The sequence below is a fragment of the Pseudomonas sp. DWP2-2 genome, assembly GCF_049897065.1.
In the GTDB taxonomy this organism is placed as follows: domain Bacteria; phylum Pseudomonadota; class Gammaproteobacteria; order Pseudomonadales; family Pseudomonadaceae; genus Aquipseudomonas; species Aquipseudomonas paracarnis.
Genome location: NZ_JAFCVN010000010.1, coordinates 123,340 through 147,430 on the forward strand (window position 1 = coordinate 123,340; position 24,091 = coordinate 147,430).

The 24,091-nt window shown below is 58.1% G+C and carries 19 protein-coding genes and 2 tRNA genes; 19 read left to right on the forward strand and 2 right to left on the reverse strand.

Going from position 1 to position 24,091, the window contains the following annotated elements; all coding sequences use genetic code 11:
* Window positions 1-34: 34 nt before the first annotated feature.
* The 3 genes from carB to ACP7CZ_RS20790 are packed head-to-tail and all read left to right on the forward strand — an operon-like array spanning window position 35 to window position 4,168.
* Window positions 35-3,256 carry a carbamoyl-phosphate synthase large subunit gene (gene carB / locus ACP7CZ_RS20780; RefSeq protein ID WP_054898018.1) on the forward strand — a complete coding sequence of 1,074 codons (3,222 nt, stop codon included), beginning with the start codon at window positions 35-37 and terminating at the stop codon, window positions 3,254-3,256.
* A gap of 2 nt (window positions 3,257-3,258) precedes the next feature.
* Entirely contained in the window at window positions 3,259-3,735 is a 477-nt protein-coding gene (gene greA, locus ACP7CZ_RS20785; protein WP_032873232.1) for a transcription elongation factor GreA, read from the forward strand.
* 28 nt (window positions 3,736-3,763) lie between these two features.
* Window positions 3,764-4,168 carry a hypothetical protein gene (locus ACP7CZ_RS20790; protein ID WP_054898019.1) on the forward strand — a complete coding sequence of 135 codons (405 nt, stop codon included), beginning with the start codon at window positions 3,764-3,766 and terminating at the stop codon, window positions 4,166-4,168.
* A 9-nt stretch (window positions 4,169-4,177) separates the two neighbouring features.
* Here ACP7CZ_RS20790 and ACP7CZ_RS20795 read toward each other — a convergent pair whose 3' ends face one another.
* Window positions 4,178-4,486 (reverse strand): YhbY family RNA-binding protein, encoded by a 309-nt coding sequence (locus ACP7CZ_RS20795; protein ID WP_003176146.1) that lies wholly within the window; start codon window positions 4,484-4,486, stop codon window positions 4,178-4,180.
* A gap of 107 nt (window positions 4,487-4,593) precedes the next feature.
* Between ACP7CZ_RS20795 and rlmE the strand changes: the two genes are divergently transcribed.
* The 16 genes from rlmE (at window position 4,594) to ACP7CZ_RS20875 (ending at window position 20,809) form a co-directional block, all read left to right on the forward strand.
* On the forward strand, window positions 4,594-5,244 hold the full coding sequence (rlmE, locus tag ACP7CZ_RS20800; protein ID WP_003194199.1) for a 23S rRNA (uridine(2552)-2'-O)-methyltransferase RlmE: 651 nt from the start codon (window positions 4,594-4,596) through the stop codon (window positions 5,242-5,244).
* Window positions 5,245-5,444: 200 nt separating this feature from the next.
* A complete protein-coding gene (gene ftsH / locus ACP7CZ_RS20805) occupies window positions 5,445-7,355 on the forward strand; it encodes an ATP-dependent zinc metalloprotease FtsH (RefSeq protein WP_034127004.1) in 1,911 nt (636 codons plus the stop codon).
* 8 nt (window positions 7,356-7,363) lie between these two features.
* The gene (gene folP, locus ACP7CZ_RS20810; protein WP_054898020.1) at window positions 7,364-8,215 is read left to right on the forward strand and encodes a dihydropteroate synthase; all 852 of its coding nucleotides are present in this window, start codon (window positions 7,364-7,366) and stop codon (window positions 8,213-8,215) included.
* A 16-nt stretch (window positions 8,216-8,231) separates the two neighbouring features.
* A complete protein-coding gene (gene glmM / locus ACP7CZ_RS20815; protein WP_054917976.1) occupies window positions 8,232-9,569 on the forward strand; it encodes a phosphoglucosamine mutase in 1,338 nt (445 codons plus the stop codon).
* 66 nt (window positions 9,570-9,635) lie between these two features.
* Window positions 9,636-10,391 carry a triose-phosphate isomerase gene (gene tpiA, locus ACP7CZ_RS20820; RefSeq protein WP_003194193.1) on the forward strand — a complete coding sequence of 252 codons (756 nt, stop codon included), beginning with the start codon at window positions 9,636-9,638 and terminating at the stop codon, window positions 10,389-10,391.
* A 4-nt stretch (window positions 10,392-10,395) separates the two neighbouring features.
* The gene (gene secG, locus ACP7CZ_RS20825) at window positions 10,396-10,779 is read left to right on the forward strand and encodes a preprotein translocase subunit SecG (protein WP_003194191.1); all 384 of its coding nucleotides are present in this window, start codon (window positions 10,396-10,398) and stop codon (window positions 10,777-10,779) included.
* A 22-nt stretch (window positions 10,780-10,801) separates the two neighbouring features.
* Window positions 10,802-10,887, forward strand: a tRNA-Leu gene (locus tag ACP7CZ_RS20830).
* A gap of 96 nt (window positions 10,888-10,983) precedes the next feature.
* A tRNA-Met gene (locus ACP7CZ_RS20835) sits at window positions 10,984-11,060 on the forward strand.
* Window positions 11,061-11,200: 140 nt separating this feature from the next.
* Window positions 11,201-11,659, forward strand: a complete 459-nt coding sequence (gene rimP, locus ACP7CZ_RS20840) for a ribosome maturation factor RimP (RefSeq protein ID WP_032873230.1) — start codon at window positions 11,201-11,203, stop codon at window positions 11,657-11,659.
* Window positions 11,660-11,706: 47 nt separating this feature from the next.
* A complete protein-coding gene (gene nusA, locus ACP7CZ_RS20845; protein ID WP_003194187.1) occupies window positions 11,707-13,188 on the forward strand; it encodes a transcription termination factor NusA in 1,482 nt (493 codons plus the stop codon).
* 27 nt (window positions 13,189-13,215) lie between these two features.
* Complete coding sequence (infB, locus tag ACP7CZ_RS20850; protein ID WP_003194185.1) at window positions 13,216-15,732, forward strand: translation initiation factor IF-2; 2,517 nt, start codon at window positions 13,216-13,218, stop codon at window positions 15,730-15,732.
* Between the two features lie 159 nt (window positions 15,733-15,891).
* Window positions 15,892-16,287 carry a 30S ribosome-binding factor RbfA gene (gene rbfA, locus ACP7CZ_RS20855; RefSeq protein WP_003176137.1) on the forward strand — a complete coding sequence of 132 codons (396 nt, stop codon included), beginning with the start codon at window positions 15,892-15,894 and terminating at the stop codon, window positions 16,285-16,287.
* A 3-nt stretch (window positions 16,288-16,290) separates the two neighbouring features.
* The gene (gene truB / locus ACP7CZ_RS20860) at window positions 16,291-17,208 is read left to right on the forward strand and encodes a tRNA pseudouridine(55) synthase TruB (protein WP_027605370.1); all 918 of its coding nucleotides are present in this window, start codon (window positions 16,291-16,293) and stop codon (window positions 17,206-17,208) included.
* 115 nt (window positions 17,209-17,323) lie between these two features.
* On the forward strand, window positions 17,324-17,593 hold the full coding sequence (rpsO, locus tag ACP7CZ_RS20865; RefSeq protein ID WP_003177875.1) for a 30S ribosomal protein S15: 270 nt from the start codon (window positions 17,324-17,326) through the stop codon (window positions 17,591-17,593).
* Between the two features lie 195 nt (window positions 17,594-17,788).
* A complete protein-coding gene (gene pnp / locus ACP7CZ_RS20870; protein WP_003194180.1) occupies window positions 17,789-19,894 on the forward strand; it encodes a polyribonucleotide nucleotidyltransferase in 2,106 nt (701 codons plus the stop codon).
* Between the two features lie 294 nt (window positions 19,895-20,188).
* Window positions 20,189-20,809, forward strand: a complete 621-nt coding sequence (locus tag ACP7CZ_RS20875) for a BON domain-containing protein (RefSeq protein ID WP_034127006.1) — start codon at window positions 20,189-20,191, stop codon at window positions 20,807-20,809.
* Window positions 20,810-21,093: 284 nt separating this feature from the next.
* Here the strand turns inward: ACP7CZ_RS20875 and ACP7CZ_RS20880 are convergent, their stop codons facing one another.
* Window positions 21,094-24,015, reverse strand: coding sequence for a DUF748 domain-containing protein (locus tag ACP7CZ_RS20880; protein ID WP_060772868.1), 2,922 nt, complete (start codon window positions 24,013-24,015; stop codon window positions 21,094-21,096).
* Between the last annotated feature and the right edge of the window lie 76 nt (window positions 24,016-24,091).

Below are 24,091 nucleotides of genomic sequence, written 5' to 3' on the forward strand. Positions count from 1 at the left end.
TGCCGACTGACCTGCGGATTTGAGTGACAAACCCATGCCAAAACGTACAGACATAAAAAGCATCCTGATTCTCGGCGCTGGCCCGATCGTGATCGGCCAGGCCTGCGAATTCGACTACTCCGGCGCCCAGGCCTGTAAAGCCCTGCGCGAGGAGGGCTACCGCGTCATCCTGGTGAACTCCAACCCGGCCACCATCATGACCGACCCGGCCATGGCCGACGCCACCTACATCGAGCCGATCAAGTGGCAGACCGTTGCCAAGATCATCGAAAAAGAGCGTCCGGACGCGCTGCTGCCAACCATGGGTGGCCAGACCGCTCTGAACTGCGCCTTGGACCTGGAGCGCGAAGGCGTCCTGGAAAAGTTCGGCGTAGAGATGATCGGCGCCAATGCCGACACCATCGACAAGGCTGAAGACCGTTCGCGTTTCGACAAGGCCATGAAGTCCATCGGCCTGGCGTGCCCGCGTTCCGGTATCGCCCACAGCATGGAAGAGGCCAACGCGGTCCTCGAGACCCTGGGCTTCCCATGCATCATCCGTCCGTCGTTCACCATGGGCGGCACCGGCGGCGGTATCGCTTACAACCGTGAAGAGTTCGAAGAAATCTGCGCCCGTGGCCTGGATCTGTCGCCGACCAAAGAGCTGCTGATCGACGAGTCGCTGATCGGCTGGAAAGAATACGAGATGGAGGTGGTCCGCGATAAGAAGGACAACTGCATCATCGTCTGCTCCATCGAAAACTTCGACCCGATGGGCGTGCACACCGGTGACTCGATCACCGTGGCTCCGGCACAGACCCTGACCGACAAGGAATACCAGATCCTGCGTAACGCCTCCCTGGCGGTACTGCGCGAGATCGGCGTTGAAACCGGCGGTTCCAACGTTCAGTTCGGCATCTGCCCGGACACCGGCCGCATGGTCGTGATCGAGATGAACCCACGTGTATCGCGTTCTTCGGCCCTGGCCTCGAAAGCGACGGGCTTCCCGATTGCGCGTATCGCCGCCAAGCTGGCTATCGGCTACACCCTGGACGAGCTGCAAAACGAAATCACCGGCGGCGCTATGCCGGCGTCTTTCGAGCCGTCTATCGACTACGTCGTGACCAAGCTGCCGCGCTTTGCCTTCGAGAAATTCGCCAAGGCTGATGCGCGCCTGACCACCCAGATGAAGTCTGTTGGTGAAGTCATGGCGATCGGCCGCACCTTCCAGGAATCCTTGCAGAAAGCCCTGCGCGGCCTGGAAGTTGGTGTTTGCGGCCTGGACGAGAAGCTCGACCTGAGCAGCCCGGAAAGCATGAGCATCCTCAAGCGTGAGCTGACCGTGCCGGGCGCCGAGCGTATCTGGTACGTGGCTGACGCCTTCCGTGCCGGCCTGAGCGTCGAAGATATCTTCGGCATGAACATGATCGACCCGTGGTTCCTGGTGCAGATCGAAGATCTGATCAAGGAAGAAGAGAAGGTCAAGACGCTGGGTCTGTCGTCTATCGACCGCGACCTGATGTTCCGCCTCAAGCGCAAAGGTTTCTCCGACCAGCGTCTGGCCAAGCTGCTGGGTGTGACCGAGAAGAACCTGCGTACTCATCGCCACAAGCTGGATATCTTCCCGGTCTACAAGCGCGTTGATACCTGCGCCGCAGAGTTCGCCACCGACACGGCCTACATGTACTCCACCTACGAGGAAGAGTGCGAAGCCGCGCCGACAGGCCGCGACAAGATCATCATCCTGGGTGGCGGTCCGAACCGTATCGGCCAAGGTATCGAGTTCGACTACTGCTGCGTACACGCCGCCCTCGCCCTGCGCGAAGACGGGTACGAGACCATTATGGTCAACTGCAACCCTGAAACGGTTTCCACTGACTACGACACTTCCGACCGCTTGTACTTCGAGCCGGTAACGCTGGAAGATGTATTGGAAATCTGCCGCGTCGAGAAGCCTAAAGGCGTGATCGTCCAGTACGGCGGCCAGACCCCGTTGAAACTGGCGCGTGCCCTGGAAGCTGCCGGCGTACCGATCATCGGTACCAGCCCGGACGCTATCGACCGTGCCGAAGACCGTGAGCGCTTCCAGCAGATGGTTGAGCGCCTGAACCTGCGTCAGCCGCCGAACGCCACCGTGCGCAGCGAAGACGAAGCCATCCGTGCGGCCAGCAAGATCGGCTACCCGCTGGTGGTGCGTCCGTCCTACGTACTGGGCGGCCGGGCGATGGAAATCGTCTACGAAGAAGAAGAACTCAAGCGCTACCTGCGTGATGCGGTGAAAGTCTCCAACGACAGCCCGGTGCTGCTGGACCACTTCCTCAACTGCGCCATCGAAATGGACGTGGACGCGGTTTGCGACGGTACTGACGTCGTGATCGGCGCCATCATGCAGCACATCGAACAAGCCGGCGTTCACTCCGGTGACTCCGCGTGCTCGCTGCCGCCGTACTCGCTGCCGGCGCACATTCAGGACGAGATGCGCGAACAGGTCAAGAAAATGGCCCTGGAACTGGGTGTGGTCGGCCTGATGAACGTACAGTTGGCGCTGCAAGGCGAAGACATCTACGTCATCGAAGTCAACCCGCGTGCCTCGCGTACCGTACCGTTCGTGTCCAAGTGCATCGGTGTGTCCCTTGCCATGATCGCTGCGCGTGTGATGGCCGGTAAGACCCTGAAGGAAATCGGCTTTACCAAGGAAATCATTCCGAACTTCTACAGTGTGAAAGAGGCGGTGTTCCCGTTCGCCAAATTCCCTGGCGTGGACCCGATCCTGGGCCCAGAGATGAAGTCCACCGGTGAAGTGATGGGTGTGGGCGATACCTTCGGTGAAGCGTTCGCCAAGGCCCAGATGGGTGCCAGCGAAGTGCTGCCGACCGGCGGTACTGCGTTTATCAGCGTACGTGATGACGACAAGCCACTGGTTGCAGGGGTCGCCCGCGATCTGATCAACTTGGGCTTTGAAGTCGTGGCTACCGCCGGGACCGCCAAGCTGATCGAAGCTGCCGGCCTGAAAGTACGTCGCGTGAACAAGGTGACGGAAGGCCGTCCGCATGTGGTCGACATGATCAAGAATGACGAAGTCACCCTGATCATCAACACTACCGAAGGTCGCCAGTCGATCGCGGATTCCTATTCCATTCGTCGTAATGCCTTGCAGCACAAGATTTACTGCACCACTACCATTGCTGCTGGCGAAGCTATCTGTGAAGCGCTGAAGTTCGGTCCGGAAAAGACCGTGCGTCGCTTGCAGGATCTACACGCAGGATTGAAGGCATGAGCATAACCAAATACCCGATGACCGTTCAGGGCGCGCGCGCCCTGGAAGAGGAGCACGCCCATCTGACCAAGGTCGTACGTCCAAAGCTGAGCCAGGACATCGGTACGGCCCGCGAACTGGGTGACTTGAAGGAAAACGCCGAATACCACGCTGCTCGCGAGCAGCAGGGTATGGTCGAGGCGCGGATTCGTGACATCGAGGGCCGTATGCAGAATGCGGTGATCATCGATGTCACCACCATTCCGCATACCGGCAAGGTGATTTTCGGCACGACCGTGGAAATCGCCAACGTCGAGACCGACGAAAGCGTGACCTACCAGATCGTGGGTGAGGATGAGGCTGACTTCAAGCAAGGCAAGATCTCTGTCGGCTCACCGATTGCTCGCGCCTTGATTGCCAAGGAAGAAGGCGACGTGGTTGCCGTGAAAACGCCGAGCGGCGTCATTGAGTACGAGATTGTCGAAGTTCGTCACATCTGAAAGGCGGCGCCCGCTGCGTGCGGGCGCCATGCTTTGGCAGCTCTCTCAGATGCTTTGGGTGGGTGGCCTATGGCTGTTACATATTGGCGTGTTGCCGGCGTTGGGCCTGATTGGCCTGGCGCCGCTGCTGATCGATGAGATCGACGGATTGCTGAGTGCGTTGCTGGTGGGTTTTGCGGCGGCGTGCGTGATGCTTCAGGCGTTGGTGCTGATCACGGCCGAAGGCTTGAAGAGTTTGTGGCGGGATATTCGCGGGCAACTGCTGTTGATGGCGCTGTATGCATGCGCAATGTTTTGTATGGTGCATGTGTGGCTGCCGCAAGCGTTGCGCTGGCAGTTGTTCAGCTATCTTGTGCTAGGGTTCTCTGGCTTGGTGCTGGTTGCGCAGCCTGCGCCGGGATGGAGTGGCGGGGCGCGCGAAGCACGCCCTTGACCCTTTTCATCATTTGAAGCGATGAACGTTCGACAGTTGCTTGTTGACGCTGAAGTTCTTGCGATACAGCAGCGCCATCTTGCCGATGACCTGAACCAGGTCCGCTTTGCCGACCTTGCACAGTTCTGCAACGGCAGCCAGGCGCGCTTCGCGATCAAGGATGTTGACCTTGATCTTGATCAGTTCGTGATCGTTCAGTGCGCGCTCGAATTCGGCTAGCACACCCTCAGTCAAACCGTTGTCTGCCACAATCAGAACTGGTTTCAGATGGTGGCCAATGGATTTGTACTGTTTCTTCTGCTCTTGAGTGAGCGGCATAATCTGACCCCTGCGTCTGATCTTGTAAAAAGCGGCGGCCAGTTTACCCGAGCGAGTCCGGGACCGCCCAGTTAATCACGACCCGTTTTATTTTTTCGAGGTGGCCCGTGGCCCGTTCCAAAACCAGCCTTAAGTGGCTACAAGAACATTTCAATGATCCTTACGTCAAAAAGGCGCAAAAGGACGGCTACCGTTCCCGGGCCAGCTACAAGTTGCTGGAGATCCAGGACAAGGACAAATTGATTCGTCCAGGCATGAGCGTTATCGATCTCGGCGCGGCCCCCGGTGGCTGGTCCCAGGTGACCAGTCGTCTGATTGGTGGGCAAGGCCGATTGATCGCTTCGGACATCCTCGAGATGGACAGCATCCCGGACGTGACCTTTGTTCACGGCGATTTCACCGAGGACAAAGTATTGGCCGAGATCCTGGAGGCTGTGGGAAATTCGCAGGTAGACCTTGTGATTTCCGACATGGCCCCCAATATGAGTGGATTACCGGCTGTTGATATGCCGCGTGCCATGTTCCTGTGTGAACTGGCGCTGGATTTGGCAGGTCGGGTGTTGCGTCCGGGTGGTGATTTCCTGGTGAAGGTCTTCCAGGGCGAAGGTTTCGACGAGTACCACAAGAACATTCGCAAGTTGTTCGACAAGGTACAAACCCGCAAGCCGGACTCATCCCGTGACCGGTCCAGGGAGCAGTATCTGCTGTGCCGTGGCTACCGCGGGGTCGAAGGCGCGGCAAGTGAAGAGCGTTTTTGAGAAATTCGAGGGGGGCGATAGGTTTTTTTATATCGCTTTCGTCACGAAGCTTTACGAATATTGTGTAGTCAAAGTTTCACAAAGGGTTACAGACGGCGCCTGCCAGAGTTGTAGGTAATGTAGTAAGTTAGGCCGGTGAATATCATGCGAAGCGCGCGCCAGTAGCGGAGCTTGCTTCAGAGGGTAGTTAATTGAACGATATGGCAAAGAATCTGATCCTGTGGTTGATCATCGCGGCTGTCCTGGTGACGGTGATGAACAACTTCTCCAGCCCTAACGAGCCGCAGACCCTCAACTATTCCGACTTCATCCAGCAAGTTAAGGATGGCAAGGTCGAGCGCGTAGCGGTTGATGGCTACGTGATTACCGGTAAGCGCAACGATGGCGACAGCTTCAAGACCATTCGTCCTGCCATTCAGGACAACGGTCTCATCGGTGACCTGGTGGATAACAAGGTCATTGTGGAAGGCAAGCAGCCTGAACAGCAAAGCATCTGGACCCAGCTCCTGGTGGCCAGCTTCCCGATCCTGGTGATTATCGCCGTGTTCATGTTCTTCATGCGCCAGATGCAAGGTGGTGCGGGAGGCAAGGGCGGGCCGATGAGCTTCGGCAAGAGCAAGGCGCGCCTGCTCTCCGAAGACCAGGTGAAGACCACCCTGGCTGACGTTGCGGGTTGCGACGAAGCCAAGGAAGAAGTCGGTGAGTTGGTCGAGTTCCTGCGTGATCCGGGCAAGTTCCAGCGCCTGGGTGGCCGTATTCCTCGCGGTGTGCTGATGGTGGGCCCACCGGGTACCGGTAAAACCTTGCTGGCCAAGGCGATTGCCGGCGAAGCCAAGGTGCCTTTCTTCACGATTTCCGGTTCTGACTTTGTCGAAATGTTTGTCGGCGTTGGCGCCAGCCGTGTTCGCGATATGTTCGAGCAGGCCAAGAAGCACGCGCCATGCATCATCTTCATCGACGAAATCGATGCCGTTGGTCGCCATCGTGGCGCTGGCATGGGTGGCGGTCACGATGAGCGTGAGCAGACCCTCAACCAGTTGCTGGTAGAGATGGATGGTTTCGAGATGAATGACGGCATTATCGTCATCGCCGCAACCAACCGTCCGGACGTGCTGGACCCTGCGTTGCTGCGTCCGGGCCGTTTCGACCGCCAGGTTGTGGTCGGCCTGCCGGATATCCGCGGTCGTGAGCAGATCCTGAAAGTGCACATGCGCAAGGTGCCAATGGGTGACGACGTAGCTCCGGCTGTGATCGCCCGTGGTACTCCCGGTTTCTCCGGTGCTGATTTGGCGAACCTGGTGAACGAGGCTTCGCTGTTCGCTGCCCGTACTGGCAAGCGCATCGTTGAGATGAAAGAGTTCGAATTGGCGAAAGACAAGATCATGATGGGCGCCGAGCGCAAATCCATGGTCATGTCCGAGAAAGAGAAGCAGAACACCGCTTATCACGAGGCCGGCCACGCCATTGTAGGTCGCGTTGTGCCAGAGCATGACCCCGTCTACAAAGTGTCGATCATTCCCCGTGGTCGGGCACTGGGCGTGACGATGTTCCTGCCGGAAGAGGATCGTTACAGCCTCTCCAAGCGTGCGCTGATCAGCCAGATCTGCTCGCTGTATGGTGGCCGTATTGCTGAAGAAATGACCCTTGGCTTCGACGGTGTGACCACTGGTGCCTCCAATGACATCATGCGTGCCAGCCAGATCGCACGAAACATGGTGACCAAGTGGGGCTTGTCGGAAAAACTCGGCCCATTGATGTACGCCGAAGAAGAAGGCGAAGTGTTCCTCGGCCGTGGCGGCGGTGGGCAAAGCGCCAGCTTCTCGGGTGAGACAGCCAAGCTGATCGACTCCGAGGTTCGCAGCATCATTGACCAGTGCTACGGCACGGCCAAGCAGATCCTGACTGACAACCGTGACAAGCTGGACGCCATGGCTGATGCGTTGATGAAGTACGAAACCATCGATGCCGACCAGATCGACGACATCATGTCGGGCCGTACGCCGCGTGAGCCGCGCGACTGGGAAGGTGGTTCGGGTACTTCAGGCACTCCGCCTGTGGTGCAGAATGAGCGCCCTGAAACGCCTATCGGCGGCCCGGCAGCTGATCACTAAGGTTTGAAATGACTTCTGCTTTGTCCTCTACCCGGTTGCCTTGCGGCAACCGGGTTCTTGATTTGGCCCGGACGCATGTCATGGGCATCCTCAATGTAACCCCTGACTCCTTTTCCGATGGTGGCCGCTTCAGCCAGTTGGATGCCGCGTTGCGTCATGCCGAGGCGATGGTGGCTGCCGGTGCGACGCTGATTGATGTGGGTGGGGAATCGACCCGCCCCGGCGCCCGCGTTGTTTCTCCTTTGGAGGAGCTGGAGCGGGTGGCGCCCGTGGTCGAACGTATTGCCCGTGAGCTGGATGTCATCATCTCGGTAGACACCTCCACCCCGGCAGTGATGCGCGAAACCGCGCGGCTGGGGGCTGGGTTGATCAATGATGTGCGTTCGCTGCAGCGTGATGGAGCCCTTGATGCGGCCGCCGCAACGGGCCTGCCCGTCTGTCTGATGCATATGCTGGGTGAGCCCGGCAACATGCAGGACAATCCGCACTACGACGATCTGGTCGGCGAGGTGAGTGGGTTTCTTGCTGAGAGGATTGCCCAATGTGTGGCTGTGGGTATTGCGCCTGAGCAGATCATCCTCGATCCGGGGTTTGGCTTTGCCAAGACCCTGCAGCACAATCTAAGCCTGTTCAAACACATGGAAGCGCTGCACGCCCTTGGTCGCCCGCTGTTGGTCGGTGTGTCGCGCAAGAGCATGATAGGGCTCGCCCTGAATCGCCCGGTCGGCGAACGCCTGTATGGCGGCCTGGCGCTTGCGGCGCTTGCCGTGACCAAGGGCGCACGTATTTTGCGTGTGCATGATGTCGCCGAAACGGTCGATGTGGTGCGCATGCTCGCTGCTGTAGAATCAGCCGAATAAGAATGATGGAGTACTTATGACTAAAAAATATTTTGGCACCGACGGCATTCGTGGTCGGGTCGGCGAATTCCCGATCACCCCTGATTTCATGCTCAAGCTGGGTTGGGCGGCAGGCATGGCGTTCCGCAGCATGGGCGCGTGTCGCATCCTGGTGGGCAAGGACACCCGTATTTCGGGCTACATGTTTGAGTCTGCGCTGGAGGCCGGGTTGTCCGCCGCCGGGGCTGATGTGATGCTGCTGGGCCCCATGCCCACGCCGGCAATCGCTTACCTCACGCGTACCTTTCACGCCGAAGCCGGTATTGTGATCAGCGCCTCCCACAATCCTCATGATGACAACGGCATCAAGTTTTTCTCGGGGCAGGGCACCAAGCTGCCTGACGAGATCGAGTTGATGATCGAGGAACTGCTGGATGCGCCGATGACGGTGGTTGAGTCGAGCAAGCTGGGCAAGGTGTCGCGCATTAACGACGCGTCAGGTCGCTATATCGAATTCTGTAAAAGCAGCGTTCCGAGCAGCACCAATTTCGCAGGCTTGAAGATTGTTGTCGATTGCGCTCATGGTGCGACTTACAAGGTGGCGCCGAGCGTCTTCAAGGAGTTGGGCGCACAGGTCACCGTGCTGTCGGCTCAGCCCAACGGCTTGAACATCAACGACAATTGCGGTTCCACCCACATGGAGCAGCTGCAGGCTGCTGTGCTGGCTGAGCATGCGGACCTGGGCATCGCTTTTGACGGCGATGGCGACCGTGTCCTGATGGTGGATCACACCGGCATGATCGTGGATGGTGATGACCTGTTGTTCATCATTGCCCGTGACCTGCATGAGCGTAACAAGCTGCAAGGTGGCGTGGTCGGCACTCTGATGAGTAATCTCGGGCTGGAATTGGCATTGGCAGAACTGGGGATTCCCTTTATTCGCGCCAATGTCGGTGACCGCTACGTGATCGCCGAGCTGCTGGAGCGTAACTGGTTGGTCGGCGGCGAGAACTCCGGGCACGTGGTTTGCTTCCAGCACACCACCACGGGTGACGCTATCATCGCCGCGCTACAGGTGCTGCTGGCCCTGCGTCGCCGCGAGGAGAGCCTGGCCCAGGCGCGCCAAGCCCTGCGCAAGTGTCCGCAAGTGCTGCTCAATGTGCGTTTTGCCGGTGGCGAAAACCCCATCGAGCACCCTGCTGTCAAAGAGGCTTGCGAGCGCGTGACCCAGGCAATGGCGGGGCGCGGGCGGGTTTTGCTGCGCAAGTCCGGCACAGAGCCGCTGGTGCGCGTGATGGTCGAAGGTGAGGACGAAACACAGGTTCGTGGCCATGCCGAAGACCTGGCAAAACTGGTAACTGAAGTTTGCGCCTGAATTCGGCTTGCCAGTGATGATGTGGTTGGGTAACATCTGCGCCCACTTTGACCGACGGGGTACAGCATGCGTCGCACTATGGTAGCTGGTAACTGGAAGATGCACGGTACCCGCGCCAGTGTCGCTGAGCTGATCAACGGCCTTCGTCACTTGGCCTTGCCTAGCGGTGTTGACGTCGCGGTGTTCCCGCCTTGCTTGCATATCAACCAAGTGGTTGATGGCTTGAAGGGCAAGTCGATTCAGGTCGGCGCGCAGAACTCTGCGGTAGAACCGATGCAAGGTGCGTTGACCGGCGAGATTTCGCCGAGTCAGCTGGTTGATGCGGGTTGTTCCTATGTGCTTGTCGGGCACTCCGAGCGTCGCCAGATGATGGGCGAGCGAGATGGGACGCTCAACCGCAAGTTCGCCGCAGCACAGGCTTGTGGCTTGATTCCGGTGTTGTGCATAGGGGAGACCCTTGAACAGCGCGAATCGGGCAAGACTCTTGAAGTTGTCTCGCGTCAGCTGGGCAGCATCATCGAGGAGCTGGGTGTTGGTGCATTTGCAAAGGCGGTCATTGCTTACGAGCCGGTCTGGGCCATTGGCACCGGGCTGACTGCTACACCGCAACAGGCGCAGGATGTGCACGCAGCCATCCGCGCGCAGTTGGCGGCAGAGAATTCTGAAGTCGCACAAGGTGTGCGGCTTCTATACGGCGGCAGCGTGAAGGCGGCCAATGCGGTCGAACTGTTCGGCATGCCGGATATCGATGGGGGGCTCATTGGTGGAGCTTCCCTGAATGCAGATGAGTTCGGTGCGATCTGTCGCGCCGCGGGAAACTGAAAAAATGCTGGAAACAGTCGTAGTCGTTTTTCATCTGTTGGCTGCCCTGAGCGTAGTTGCTCTGGTTTTGTTGCAACAGGGTAAAGGTGCGGATGCTGGTGCGTCTTTCGGTGCAGGTGCTTCAAATACTGTGTTCGGAAGCCAAGGTTCCTCTACCTTTCTTAGTAAGTTTACTGCTATACTTGCCGCAGGTTTCTTCATAACCAGCTTAGGGTTAGGTTACTTTGCTAAAGAGAAAGCTCATGTGCTGACTCAAGTAGGTTTGCCAAACCCAGCAGTGTTGGAAGTTCCAAAAGCAAAACCGGCTTCTGATGATGTCCCGGTGCTTCAAGAGCAAAAGTCGGCTACTCCAGCGACTGACGTACCTCCAGCTCAAGAGCAGAAGTAAGAAGGGTTGTAAACGCTGTATTGCCGAGGTGGTGGAATTGGTAGACACGCAACCTTGAGGTGGTTGTGCCCATAGGGTGTAGGGGTTCGAGTCCCCTTCTCGGTACCAATTATCAGGAGAGCCCGCTGTTGCGGGCTTTCTTGTAGGTGGAAGGTTACATTGACCCTGTAAGGGATCGGTCGTATACTTCCGCCCCAGCTTTGTCGCGGGGTGGAGCAGTCTGGTAGCTCGTCGGGCTCATAACCCGAAGGTCGTCGGTTCAAATCCGGCCCCCGCAACCAGTTTTAGCGGAGCCCCTTTTAAGGGGCTTTTTGTTAGCTGGACACTTTCAACGCCGCTGTTCGACGGCGTTTCAAGGATGGGCGTTTCGCCCATTTTTTTATTTTGCACAGCATGCACATACATGCACGAGGGGGTTCAGGTGTCGAGCAAGCTAGAAGAGTTGCAGGCCTTGTTGGCCCCGGTGGTCGTGGCCCTAGGCTATGAATGCTGGGGTATTGAGTTTTCGGCTCAAGGTCGCCACTCAATGTTGCGCGTTTATATCGATAAAGAGGGCGGCGTGCTGGTGGACGATTGTGCCATTGTCAGCCGTCAGATCAGCGGTGTGCTGGATGTTGAAGATCCAATCTCCGTTGAATACACCCTTGAAGTTTCCTCGCCAGGCATGGAACGCCCACTGTTCACTATCGAGCAGTTTGCTAAATATGCCGGTGAACAAGTGAAGATCAAGCTGCGCTCCCCCTTTGAAGGGCGACGCAACTTTCAGGGCCTTCTGCGCGGTGTAGAAGAGCAGGATGTCGTGGTGCAGGTAGAAGACCACGAGTTCCTGTTGCCGATCGATATGATCGACAAGGCCAACATTATTCCCAGTTTTGACTGAGACGCGGATCCCGCGGATCCAATGGCTTGCGAAAGGCGAGGCGTACGATGAGCAAAGAAGTACTGCTGGTTGTTGAGTCGGTATCCAATGAAAAGGGTGTACCGGCAAGCGTGATTTTTGAAGCGTTGGAGCTGGCCCTGGCCACTGCTACCAAGAAACGTTTTGAAGACGAAGTAGATCTGCGTGTGGAAATCAACCGCCACACCGGTGCCTATGAGACTTTCCGTCGCTGGACGGTGGTCGAAGAGGACGATCTTGATGATCCGGCCATCGAAACCTGGCCAAGCAAGGTTGCGCAAACGCATCCGGGCGCTCAGGTTGGCGATGTTGTCGAAGAAAAGATCGAGTCGATCGAATTCGGCCGTATTGCTGCACAGACCGCCAAGCAGGTCATTGTGCAGAAGGTTCGCGAAGCCGAGCGCGCTCAAGTCGTTGACGCCTATCGCGAGCGCCTGGGTGAAATCATCTCTGGCACCGTGAAAAAAGTTACCCGCGACAACGTGATCGTCGACCTGGGCAACAACGCCGAAGCGTTGCTGGCCCGCGAAGACATCATCTCTCGCGAAACCTTCCGTGTCGGCGTGCGTCTGCGTGCGCTGCTCAAGGAAATCCGCACCGAGAACCGCGGCCCGCAGTTGATCCTGTCGCGTACCGCGCCGGAAATGCTGATCGAGCTGTTCCGTATCGAAGTGCCGGAAATCGCCGAAGGCCTGATCGAAGTGATGGCTGCGTCCCGTGACCCGGGTTCGCGTGCCAAGATCGCGGTCCGCTCCAAGGACAAACGCATCGACCCGCAAGGCGCTTGCATCGGTATGCGCGGTTCGCGCGTCCAGGCAGTGTCGGGCGAATTGGGCGGTGAGCGTGTGGACATCGTCCTGTGGGACGATAACCCGGCGCAGTTCGTGATCAACGCCATGTCGCCAGCTGAAGTGGCGGCAATTATCGTTGACGAAGATGCCCATGCAATGGACATCGCCGTTGGCGCAGACAATCTGGCTCAGGCCATTGGTCGTGGTGGTCAGAACGTGCGTCTGGCCAGCCAACTGACCGGCTGGACCCTGAACGTGATGACCGAATCGGACATCCAGGCTAAGCAGCAAGCTGAAACCGGTGACATCCTGCGCAACTTCATCGAAGAGTTGGAAGTCGATGAAGAACTGGCACAGGTGCTGGTAGATGAAGGCTTCACCAGCCTGGAAGAGATTGCCTACGTACCGTTGGAAGAAATGCTCAACATCGACGGCTTTGACGAGGATATCGTCAACGAGCTCCGCGCTCGGGCCAAGGATCGTTTGTTGACTAAAGCCATCGCTACTGAGGAAAAGCTGGCAGACGCCCATCCGGCCGAAGACCTGCTCTCGCTTGAGGGTATGGACAAGGATTTGGCGATGGAACTGGCGGTGCGCGGCGTAATTACCCGCGAAGACCTGGCCGAGCAGTCTATTGACGATCTGCTCGACATCGACGGCATTGACGAAGATCGTGCCGGCAAGTTGATCATGGCCGCCCGAGCCCATTGGTTCGAGTAATTAGGCGCGGCCTGAGGAGAGAAGTGCATGACGCAAGTCACGGTGAAACAACTGGCCGATGAGGTCAAAACACCGGTAGAGCGCCTGTTGCAGCAGATGCGTGAGGCAGGTCTGCCGCACACCGCCGCCGATGAAGGTGTGAGCGATAGTGAGAAGCAGTCTTTGCTGACTCACTTGAAGAGCAGCCACAAGGCGAAAGTGGAAGAACCGCGCAAGATTACATTGCAGCGCAAAACCACCAGCACCCTGCGGGTTGCAGGTAGCAAGAGCATCAGCGTTGAAGTACGCAAGAAGAAAGTCTTCGTACAGCGCAGCCCGGAAGAAATCGAAGCCGAGCGCAAACGCGAGCTGGAAGAACGTCGCGCAGTAGAAAATGCTGCACGTCAGAAGGCTGAAGAAGAAGCCAAGCGTCGCGCCGAAGAAGAAGCGCGTCGCCAGCCTGCTGCTGCGCAACCTGCTGCCACTGACGCGGTCGCCGCCCCTGTTGAAGCTGTGCGTGAGGCTGCCCCGGCTGCCGCCGCACCTGCTCCTGCAGCAGACGCCCGCAAGCGCGACGAGCCTCGTCGTCCGGACAAACCACGTGCTGACGACAACAATCGTCGCGGTGGTGGTGGCGATGGCGAGCGTAAAAACGCTCCGCACCGCGCCTCGGTCAAAGAGAAAGCGCCTGCGCCACGCGTTGCCCCACGTACCACCGACGAAGAAAGCGATGGCTTCCGTCGTGGTGGTCGCGGCAAGGCCAAGCTGAAGAAGCGCAACGCCCACGGTTTCCAGAGCCCAACCGGCCCTGTCGTGCGTGAAGTGAAGATCGGCGAGACCATCACTGTGGGCGATCTGGCCCAGCAAATGTCGGTCAAGGCTGCTGAAATCATCAAGTTCATGTTCAAGCTGGGCACTCCAGCCACCATCAACCAGGTACTGGACCAGGAAACTGCCCAGTTGGTTGCTGAAGAGCTGGGCCACAAAGTGACCCTGGTCAGCGACACCGCCCTGGAAGATTCCCTGGCCGAGTCCCTGAAGTTTGAAGGTGAAGCGGTTTCCCGTGCGCCGGTCGTGACCGTAATGGGCCACGTTGACCACGGTAAGACTTCCCTGCTCGACTACATCCGTCGTGCCAAGGTTGCCGCAGGCGAAGCCGGTGGTATTACCCAGCACATCGGTGCATACCACGTTGAAACCGAGCGCGGCATGGTCACCTTCCTCGACACCCCAGGTCACGCCGCGTTTACCGCAATGCGTGCCCGTGGTGCCAAGGCGACCGACATCGTGATCCTGGTGGTTGCAGCGGACGACGGCGTAATGCCGCAGACCATTGAAGCTGTCCAGCACGCCAAGGCTGCCGGTGTTCCTCTGGTCGTTGCCGTGAACAAAATCGACAAGCCGGGCGCCGATCTCGATCGCATCCGTAGCGAACTGTCGGTTCACGGCGTGACGTCCGAGGAATGGGGTGGCGAGACGCCATTCGTATCGGTCTCGGCGAAAATGGGTACCGGCGTTGACGAACTGCTCGAAGCGGTCCTGTTGCAAGCCGAAGTCCTGGAACTGACCGCTACTCCATCGGCTCCTGGCCGTGGCGTCGTGGTTGAGTCCCGTCTCGACAAGGGCCGTGGCCCGGTTGCCACCGTGCTGGTCCAAGACGGTACCCTGCGCCAAGGCGACATGGTACTGGTCGGTTCGAACTACGGCCGTGTACGTGCCATGCTCGACGAGAACGGCAAGCCAATCAAGGAAGCAGGTCCTGCTATCCCAGTCGAGATTCTCGGCCTGGACGGTACGCCGGACGCTGGCGACGAGATGAGCGTAGTGGCTGATGAGAAGAAAGCCCGTGAAGTGGCTCTGTTCCGTCAAGGCAAGTTCCGCGAGGTCAAGCTGGCCCGTGCTCACGCCGGCAAGCTGGAAAACATCTTCGAGAACATGGGCCAGGAAGAGAAGAAGACGCTTAACATCGTCCTCAAGTCTGACGTTCGTGGTTCCCTCGAAGCGTTGAACGGCGCCTTGAACGGCCTGGGTAACGACGAAGTGCAAGTGCGCGTTGTCGGTGGCGGTGTCGGTGGTATCACCGAATCCGACGCCAACCTGGCACTGGCTTCCAACGCTGTACTGTTCGGCTTCAACGTGCGTGCCGATGCTGGCGCTCGCAAGATCGTCGAGCAGGAAGGCCTGGACATGCGTTACTACAACGTCATCTACGACATCATCGAAGACGTCAAGAAAGCACTTACCGGTATGCTTGGCAGCGACGTCCGGGAGAACATCCTGGGTATCGCCGAGGTGCGTGACGTGTTCCGCTCGCCGAAATTCGGTGCGATCGCCGGCTGCATGGTGGTTGAAGGCACTGTGTACCGTAACCGTCCAATCCGTGTACTGCGTGAAGACATCGTTATCTTCGAAGGCGAGCTGGAATCCCTGCGCCGCTTCAAGGATGACGCTGCCGAAGTACGTGCCGGCATGGAATGCGGTATCGGCGTCAAGAGCTACAACGACGTCAAGGTTGGCGACAAGATCGAAGTCTTCGAGAAGGTTCAGGTTGCTCGCAGCCTCTAACTCGCGCACTTCAGGAGCCGCGCAGCGTGTGGGCATGCAGATGCCCCGCGTAGCGTCAGGACTCTAAACGCAACGCCCGGTCTGGCTTTTGTCAGGCCGGGCGTTTGCCGCTTTCAGACCCCACGGGTTTCACCGTGTGGCAGTAACAGGTAACAAGACATGGCAAAAGAATACAGCCGTACCCAGCGTATCGGCGATCAGATGCAGCGTGAGCTGGCCCAACTGATCCGCCGCGAAGTCAAAGACCCACGCGTTGGCCTGGTCACCATTACCGCTGTTGAAGTGAGCCGTGACGTGGGTCACGCCAAGATCTTCATCACTGTGATGGGGCAGGACAACAGCGAAGAAATCGCGCAAAGCATCAAGGTGCTCAACTCCGCCGCAGGTTTCCTGCGTATGCAGTTGGCCCGTGAAATGAAGCTGCGCAGCGTTCCACAGCTGCACTTCCATTACGACGAAAGCGTCGTGCGTGGCGCGCACCTGTCGGCATTGATCGAACGCGCCGTGGCTGAAGACAGCCAGCATCCGTCCACACCTGAAGACGCCAAGGAGTAAGCGGTGGCTCAGGTCAAACGTATCCGTCGCAACGTCAGTGGCATCATTCTGCTCGACAAACCCATTGGCTTTACCTCCAATGCCGCGTTGCAGAAGGTGCGCTGGCTGCTCAATGCCGAGAAGGCCGGGCATACCGGCAGCCTTGATCCATTGGCCACCGGTGTATTGCCGTTGTGCTTTGGCGAGGCCACCAAGTTTTCGCAATACCTGCTTGATTCCGACAAGGGTTACGAAACCCTGATGCAACTGGGCAAGACCACCACCACGGCGGATGCCGAAGGTGATGTTTTGCAGGTTCGCGACGTGACCGTTGGTCGTGCGGATATCGAAGCTGCCTTACCCGCTTTTCGTGGGCAAATCAGTCAGATACCGCCGATGTACTCGGCACTCAAGCGCGATGGCCAGCCACTTTACAAGCTGGCACGTGCGGGCGAAGTAGTGGAGCGCGAACCGCGTTCTGTTACTATTGCGCGCTTGGAATTGCTCGCTTGTGAAGGCGACACTGCCCGTTTGGCCGTGGACTGCAGCAAAGGCACCTATATCCGTACCCTGGTGGAAGATATTGGTGAGCAACTTGGCTGTGGCGCGTACGTTGCAGAACTGCGACGCACACAGGCCGGGCCTTTCAGCCTGGCCCAGACGGTCACGCTGGAAGAGTTGGAAGCGGTACACGCCGAGGGCGGCAATGAAGCGGTTGATCGCTTCCTCATGCCATCGGACAGCGGTTTGCTGGATTGGCCATTGCTGCACTTTTCGGAGCACAGCGCGTTCTACTGGCTCAACGGCCAGCCGGTACGCGCCCCGGATGCCCCGAAGTTCGGCATGGTGCGAGTACAGGATCATAACGGTCGCTTTATCGGTATCGGTGAAGTGAGCGAAGACGGGCGCATCGCGCCGCGTCGGCTGATTCGGTCAGAATGACCGAACGAGTGTGGCTGTTAACAGGCATGGTCAACACTCATTTTTAGATACAGGGATTTGTCCCTGGCCTGTTGAAACTGCCCTTTGGGTGGTTTCCTGAAAAAAGGATTGCCTCATGGCTCTCGACGTTCAAGAAAAAGCACAAATCGTAGCTGACTATCAGCAAGCTGTTGGTGACACTGGTTCGCCAGAAGTGCAAGTTGCACTGCTGACCCACAACATCAACAAACTGCAAGGTCACTTCAAGGCCAACGGTAAAGACCACCACTCCCGTCGTGGTCTGATCCGCATGGTAAACCAGCGCCGTAAGCTGCTGGACTACCTGAAAGGCAAGGATCTGGGTCGTTATCAGACTCTGATCGGTCGCCTGGGTCTGCGTCGCTAATAAGCGATTGCGCTAGAGGTTGGTTGTCTGCCGCGTGTCATCGGGATTCCCGTTGGCCCGTGGTAGGCTCCCAGCCTCAAGTTTTATCTGGATACACGTTTTACCCTGGACGAGCGTCGGGCCGATTCCCGGCATTGCCCAAGAATTTCGCAAGAAGACAAGTTCCCCCAAGAGCCACAAAGAAGGTAGGACACCGTGAACCCGGTTATCAAAAAATTCCAGTTCGGTCAGTCGACCGTTACCCTCGAGACAGGCCGTATCGCCCGTCAAGCCTCCGGCGCAGTGCTGGTTACCGTTGACGACGACGTGACCGTATTGGTGACCGTTGTTGGCGCCAAGACCGCTGACCCGAGCAAGGGCTTCTTCCCTCTGTCCGTTCACTACCAGGAAAAGACTTACGCTGCCGGTAAGATCCCTGGCGGTTTCTTCAAGCGCGAAGGCCGTCCTTCCGAGAAAGAAACCCTGACTTCCCGACTGATCGACCGTCCGATCCGTCCGCTGTTCCCAGAAGGCTTCATGAACGAAGTGCAGGTTGTCTGCACCGTCGTTTCCACCAGCAAGAAGACCGATCCGGACATCGCTGCGATGATCGGTACCTCGGCTGCCCTGGCCATCTCCGGTATTCCTTTCGATGGCCCGATCGGCGCTGCCCGCGTTGCGTTCCACGAAAGCACCGGCTACCTGCTGAACCCGACTTACGAGCAACAGAAAGCCTCGAGCCTGGACATGGTCGTTGCCGGTACGTCCGAAGCCGTATTGATGGTTGAATCGGAAGCCAAAGAGCTGACCGAAGACCAGATGCTGGGTGCCGTACTGTTTGCTCACGACGAGTTCCAGGTTGTGATCAACGCGGTTAAAGAATTGGCTGCCGAAGCTGCCAAGCCGACCTGGACCTGGGCTGCTGCCCCGGAAGCCACCGAACTGCTGGGCGCTATCCGCTCCGAGTTCGGCGCTGCCATCTCCGACGCCTACACCATCACCGTCAAGGCCGACCGTTATGCTCGCCTGGGTGAGCTGAAGGACCAGGTCGTCGCCAAGCTGTCCGGCGAAGAAGGCCAGCCTTCTTCCAGCGAAGTCAAAGCTGCTTTCGGTGAGATCGAATACCGCACCGTTCGCGAAAACATCGTTAACGGCAAGCCACGTATCGACGGTCGCGACACCCGCACCGTGCGTCCGCTGAACATCGAAGTCGGCGTTCTGCCGAAGACTCACGGTTCGGCGCTGTTCACCCGTGGCGAAACCCAGGCACTGGTCGTTGCGACCCTGGGTACTGCCCGTGATGCACAACTGCTGGACACCCTGGAAGGCGAGAAAAAAGACCCCTTCATGCTGCACTACAACTTCCCTCCGTTCTCGGTGGGCGAGTGTGGTCGTATGGGCGGTGCAGGTCGTCGCGAAATCGGTCACGGCCGTCTGGCCCGTCGTTCGGTTCAGGCCATGCTGCCTGCCGCTGACGTGTTCCCGTACACCATCCGTGTCGTATCGGAAATCACCGAGTCCAACGGTTCCAGCTCCATGGCTTCGGTCTGCGGTGCTTCCCTGGCTCTGATGGACGCCGGTGTGCCAATGAAGGCGCCGGTTGCCGGTATCGCCATGGGCCTGGTTAAAGAAGGCGAGAAGTTCGCCATCCTGACCGACATCCTGGGTGACGAAGACCACCTGGGCGACATGGACTTCAAAGTAGCCGGTACCGCCAAAGGTGTGACCGCGCTGCAGATGGACATCAAGATCAAAGGCATCACCGAAGAGATCATGGAAATCGCCCTGGGCCAAGCCCTGGAAGCGCGCCTGAACATCCTCGGCCAGATGAACCAGATCATTGGTCAGTCCCGCACCGAACTGTCGGAAAATGCTCCGACCATGATCGCGATGAAAATCGACACCGACAAAATCCGTGATGTCATCGGTAAAGGCGGCGCGACCATCCGTGCGATCTGTGAAGAGACCAAGGCTTCGATCGACATCGAAGACGACGGTTCGATCAAGATCTTCGGCGAAACCAAGGAAGCGGCTGAAGCAGCACGCCAGCGCGTCCTGGGTATCACCGCTGAGGCTGAGATCGGCAAGATCTACGTTGGTAAGGTTGAGCGCATCGTCGACTTCGGCGCGTTCGTCAACATCCTCCCGGGCAAAGACGGTCTGGTTCACATCTCCATGCTGAGCGATGCTCGTGTTGAGAAAGTGACCGACATTCTGAAAGAAGGCCAGGAAGTGGAAGTGCTGGTACTGGACGTGGACAACCGCGGCCGTATCAAGCTGTCCATCAAGGACGTAGCAGCAGCCAAGGCTTCGGGCGTTTAATCACCCGCAGGCTTCACGCTGAAAAAAGGACTCCTCGGAGTCCTTTTTTTATGGGCGCGAGAAAATGAAGCAGAATCAGCTGTTTAGCGTCGCCCAAAAGCCGCAACTTGCATGCAGGCACGACGGGCTTCATGCAAGTTGCACGATTTCGAAAATTCATAGATTTCATAACTCGTTGTTTATTAAGGAATTTAATCCGTTCGGCGAGTTGGCACACTGCCTGCAATATCCCTGGTAGCGCTGCAGCATGAAGGTTTACGCCTGCAGACTTTTAATAAAACAGGAGTTACTCGTATGAAGAAGTTCGCTCTCGCTACTGCTACCGCTCTGACCCTGGCCATGGGTGCTAACGTAGCCTTTGCTCAGACTTCCCAAGCCCCTATGACTTTGGCGGCGGGTGAAGCGACCAAGGCTAAGGAAAGCGTTTCGGATACTTGGATCACCACTAAAGTCAAAGCTGACCTGCTGACCGAAAAAGGCATTCCAGGTTCGGACATCAAGGTTGAGACCAACAAAGGTGTGGTTTCCCTGTCCTCCGACGTCGCTATCTCGGATTCGCAGAAAGCCACTGCTGTAGCCATCACCAAGAAAATCAAAGGTGTGACTGCGGTTTCTGCTGACGGCCTGCTGGCTGGCGGCGCTACCAAAGCTGACGGCATCGACAAAACCAAAGGCGCTGCCCACGACGCTAAAGAGACCACCAGCGATACCTGGATCACTACCAAAGTGAAGGCTGACCTGGTAACTGAAAAAGGCATTCCTGGCACCGACATCAAGGTTGAAACCAACAAAGGTGTTGTATCCCTGTCGTCGCCTACCGCTGTGACCGCTTCGCAGAAAGAAACGGCTGTAGCGATCACCAAGAAAATCAAAGGCGTTAAAGCTGTATCGGCCGACGGCCTGAAAGCAGAGTAACGCTGACGTTTCGTTTGAACTGAATAGCGGCGGCTTAGGGTGAGTTAGATATCCACCTGACGCACCTCTGGAGTTCATGCGACCGGCCACACGGATGTGGTCATTACAGGCCCCGGCACTTGTGTCGGGGCCTGTTCTATTTCAGGCTGAAACAGAATGATCAGGTCAAAAAAATGTGGGAGCTGGCTTGCCTGCGATGCTGGCACCTCGGTCATTCAGTTGCACCGAGGTGATGCTATCGCAGGCAAGCCAGCTCCCACATTAGGATGGGCGGTGCTTAGAAGTTACTCAGCGTCCAGGTGCATTGGAGTGATCACTCGGCCATCTTTCTCGGCCTGCCCCAGCTGCGCATCGATGAAGTACACGCGGTCATCTTCCAACTGGCCCTTGTCCACCAGGTAATCCTTGATCGTGCTGGCTCGGTCCTGCCCCAACTGGCGCAGTAGCACGTCACTGCCACTCCAGAACTTGATCACACCGTCCTTGAGCTTCGCCGAGCGCTCATCGCTGCCCAGGTCTTTCCATTCGGCCGGGGGTTGCTGTTTGAGGCGGGTGCGGTAGATGCCTTCCAGCAATGGTGCTTTTTCCTTCTCCGGTACCTCAAGCAACGAGGCCTGGGCTGGCACTTTGTCGCCACGGCGCTGGAGGATCTTGTAATAGTTGTATTGGTATTCACGTTCCAGTCGCTGTGCGGCCAGGAACGGCCCGTCGCTGCTGGCGGCGGCTGTGCCTTCAATTTCCAGGCGCAGGGCAGGGCGCTCTTTCAGCGCCTTGGCCAGGGTGTTCAGAGCGCCTTCGGCGTCTTTGTTCAGTTCACTGGAGCCAGCGGCGAACGACACATTGCCCAAGTCTTCAGAGCCGCCACCAGTGACCAGCCCGCCAATGAACTTGAAGGGCGCGGTTGCCGCGCGCACCACGAGGTTGCGCAGGGTTTGCCACACAATCGGCATCACGCTGAATTGCGGGTTGTTCAGGTCGCCGCTTACCGGCAGTTCGATGGAGATCTTGCCATCGGAGTCCTTGAGCAGGGCGACGGCCAGGCGAATCGGTAAGTCGACGGCATCAGAGCTGTCGACTTTTTCACCCAACTGCAGTTGCTCGACCACCACTTTGTTTTCAGCCTTCAACTGGCCTTTGGTGATCACGTAGTGCAGATCGAGATTCAGGCGGCCCTTGCGGATGCGGAAGCCTGCGAATTTACCCGAGTAAGGCGTCAGGTTGGTGAGCTCGACACGCTTGAAGCTGGTGGCGATGTCCAGCGCGGCCATCGGATCAAACGGGTTCACGCTGCCTTTGATCGTCACTGGCGCGTAACGGTCCACCTTGCCCTTGATATCGACGCTGGCCGGTTTGGCCTGGCGACTGTCGATGGTGCCAATCTGGCCGTTGAGCTGTTGAATCGCGGTGGCAAAGTTGGGGGTGAGGCTGAAGTCGGCAAAGTTGGCCGAACCGTCGTTGATCGCGATCTGCCCGATATGAATGCCCAGGGGCTTGTCGTTACTAGCGGCAGGTTTGGCTGCCGACTTGCTGCCGCTGTCGGCCGGCTGCGGAATCAGCAGGTCGTCGATGTTAGTGGTGCGATCTTCGTTGATCATGAAGCGCGCATACGGCTGCAACAGGTTGACCTTGTCGATCGACAGGCTTTGGCCGTGCTGGTAGTTCACGCCCTCTAGCACCAGACGCTGCCACTTGAGGAAGTCGCGGGTCTTCAGGGTGTCCAGGGTATGCAACTGGTCAACCTGGGCGCGGCCGGTGATCTGAAGGGCCAGTGGCTCGGTGCTTTTGAGGTTTACGTCCAGGTTGCTGCCGAGCATGCCGCTGCGCAATTCCAGGCGAATAAACGGGCTGATATAGGCCTGGGCGACCCGCAGGTCGATGTCCTGGGTGTTCACTTTCAGCTTGGCGCTGACCGGGTTGAGGTTAACTTCGCCGGTTGCCTGGATCTTGCCTTGCTTGCCCAGGCCGGTGTCGACCTTCAAGGCGAAGGGGCTCTGGTTGAGGCTGTCGAAGTTCTGTACGTCGACATTCAACGGGCCCAGTTCCAGCGCGACCGCAGGTTTAGCCTGGCGGTCGGCCAAGTGCACCTGATAGTTACGCAGTTGCACGTCCTTGAGCAGCACTTGCCACGGCTTGCTCGGGACCGCCGGTTGCGCCGACGGCGCGTCGGCAGCGATTGGTTCCGGAGTCTTGGCCGGTTTGCTCGGTTGGCTGGCGAACAGCTTCTGCCAATCCAGTTGACCATCGGCCTCACGGGCGGCCCAGGTTTCCAGCTTGTTGCTGCGGATCTTACCGACAATGACCTGCTGCTTGGCCAGGTCTACCGTGGTTTCGCTGACGTCCAGGCGCTCCAGGCGCGCCAGTGGCCGGCCATCGGGGGCCTTTATAGCAAAGGGGGCGATGCTGGCGGCGGTGTTGGTCAGGTTCAGCTCGGTTTCTTTGGCCAGGCTGAATTTGTAGTCAGTGCTGAAGTTGAGCACCCCGTCTTCCAGCACCAGTGGCAGGGCGTCACGTACATACGGCCACCAGGCTTTCATTTTGCCGTCGGTCACCTTCAAGGTGCCTTCGGAGGTGATCGGTACCAGGCTGAAGTTGCCTTTCCAGTCGATCTGGCCACCTTCGGGGCCGGCGGCGACCAGCGTCATGTCGGCATTGTCGTCAGGCAAGGTGCTCAGGTTTTTCAGCTCGAAGTCGAGTTCGTCGTAGAGGAATTCGATGGGCTCGCTGGGGCGTAGGTCCTGGAAGTGCAGGTTGCCGCCCGCCAGCTTGATGCTGTCGATACGCAGTGGGAACGGCTTGGCATCGGGATCGGCCGGGGTTGGCTCGCTCGGTGGCAGTTTGAACAACTGCGCCAGGTTCAGTTGGCCGGACTTGTCGAACAGCAGTTCGGTCTTGGGCTTGTCCAGTTGCACATCGGCCAGGTGCAGGGCGCGGGTCCAGAGGCTGTCGATCTGCAGGTTGGCGTAGAGGCGTTCGAAACCTACTTGCTCTTTGCCTGGCTCGCCGATCTTCAGGCCCCACAGCGTCAGTTCCAGGCTGAAGGGGTTGAGCTCGATGCGCTCGATTCGCGACGGCACCGTGGCGTAATTGGCCAACTGTTGGTTGGCAATGCGAAGGGCGATGCCGGGTAATATCAGAAAGCCCAGCAAGCTGTACAAAGCAAGGGCGGTCAACAAGGCGCCTACGGCGCGGATCAATCCTTTGGGCATGGGTGAACGCCATCTATGTCGAACGAGAGTGCCTTGGAGTATGGCACGGGAATTCGGTTCCGAAGAACCGTGGGCG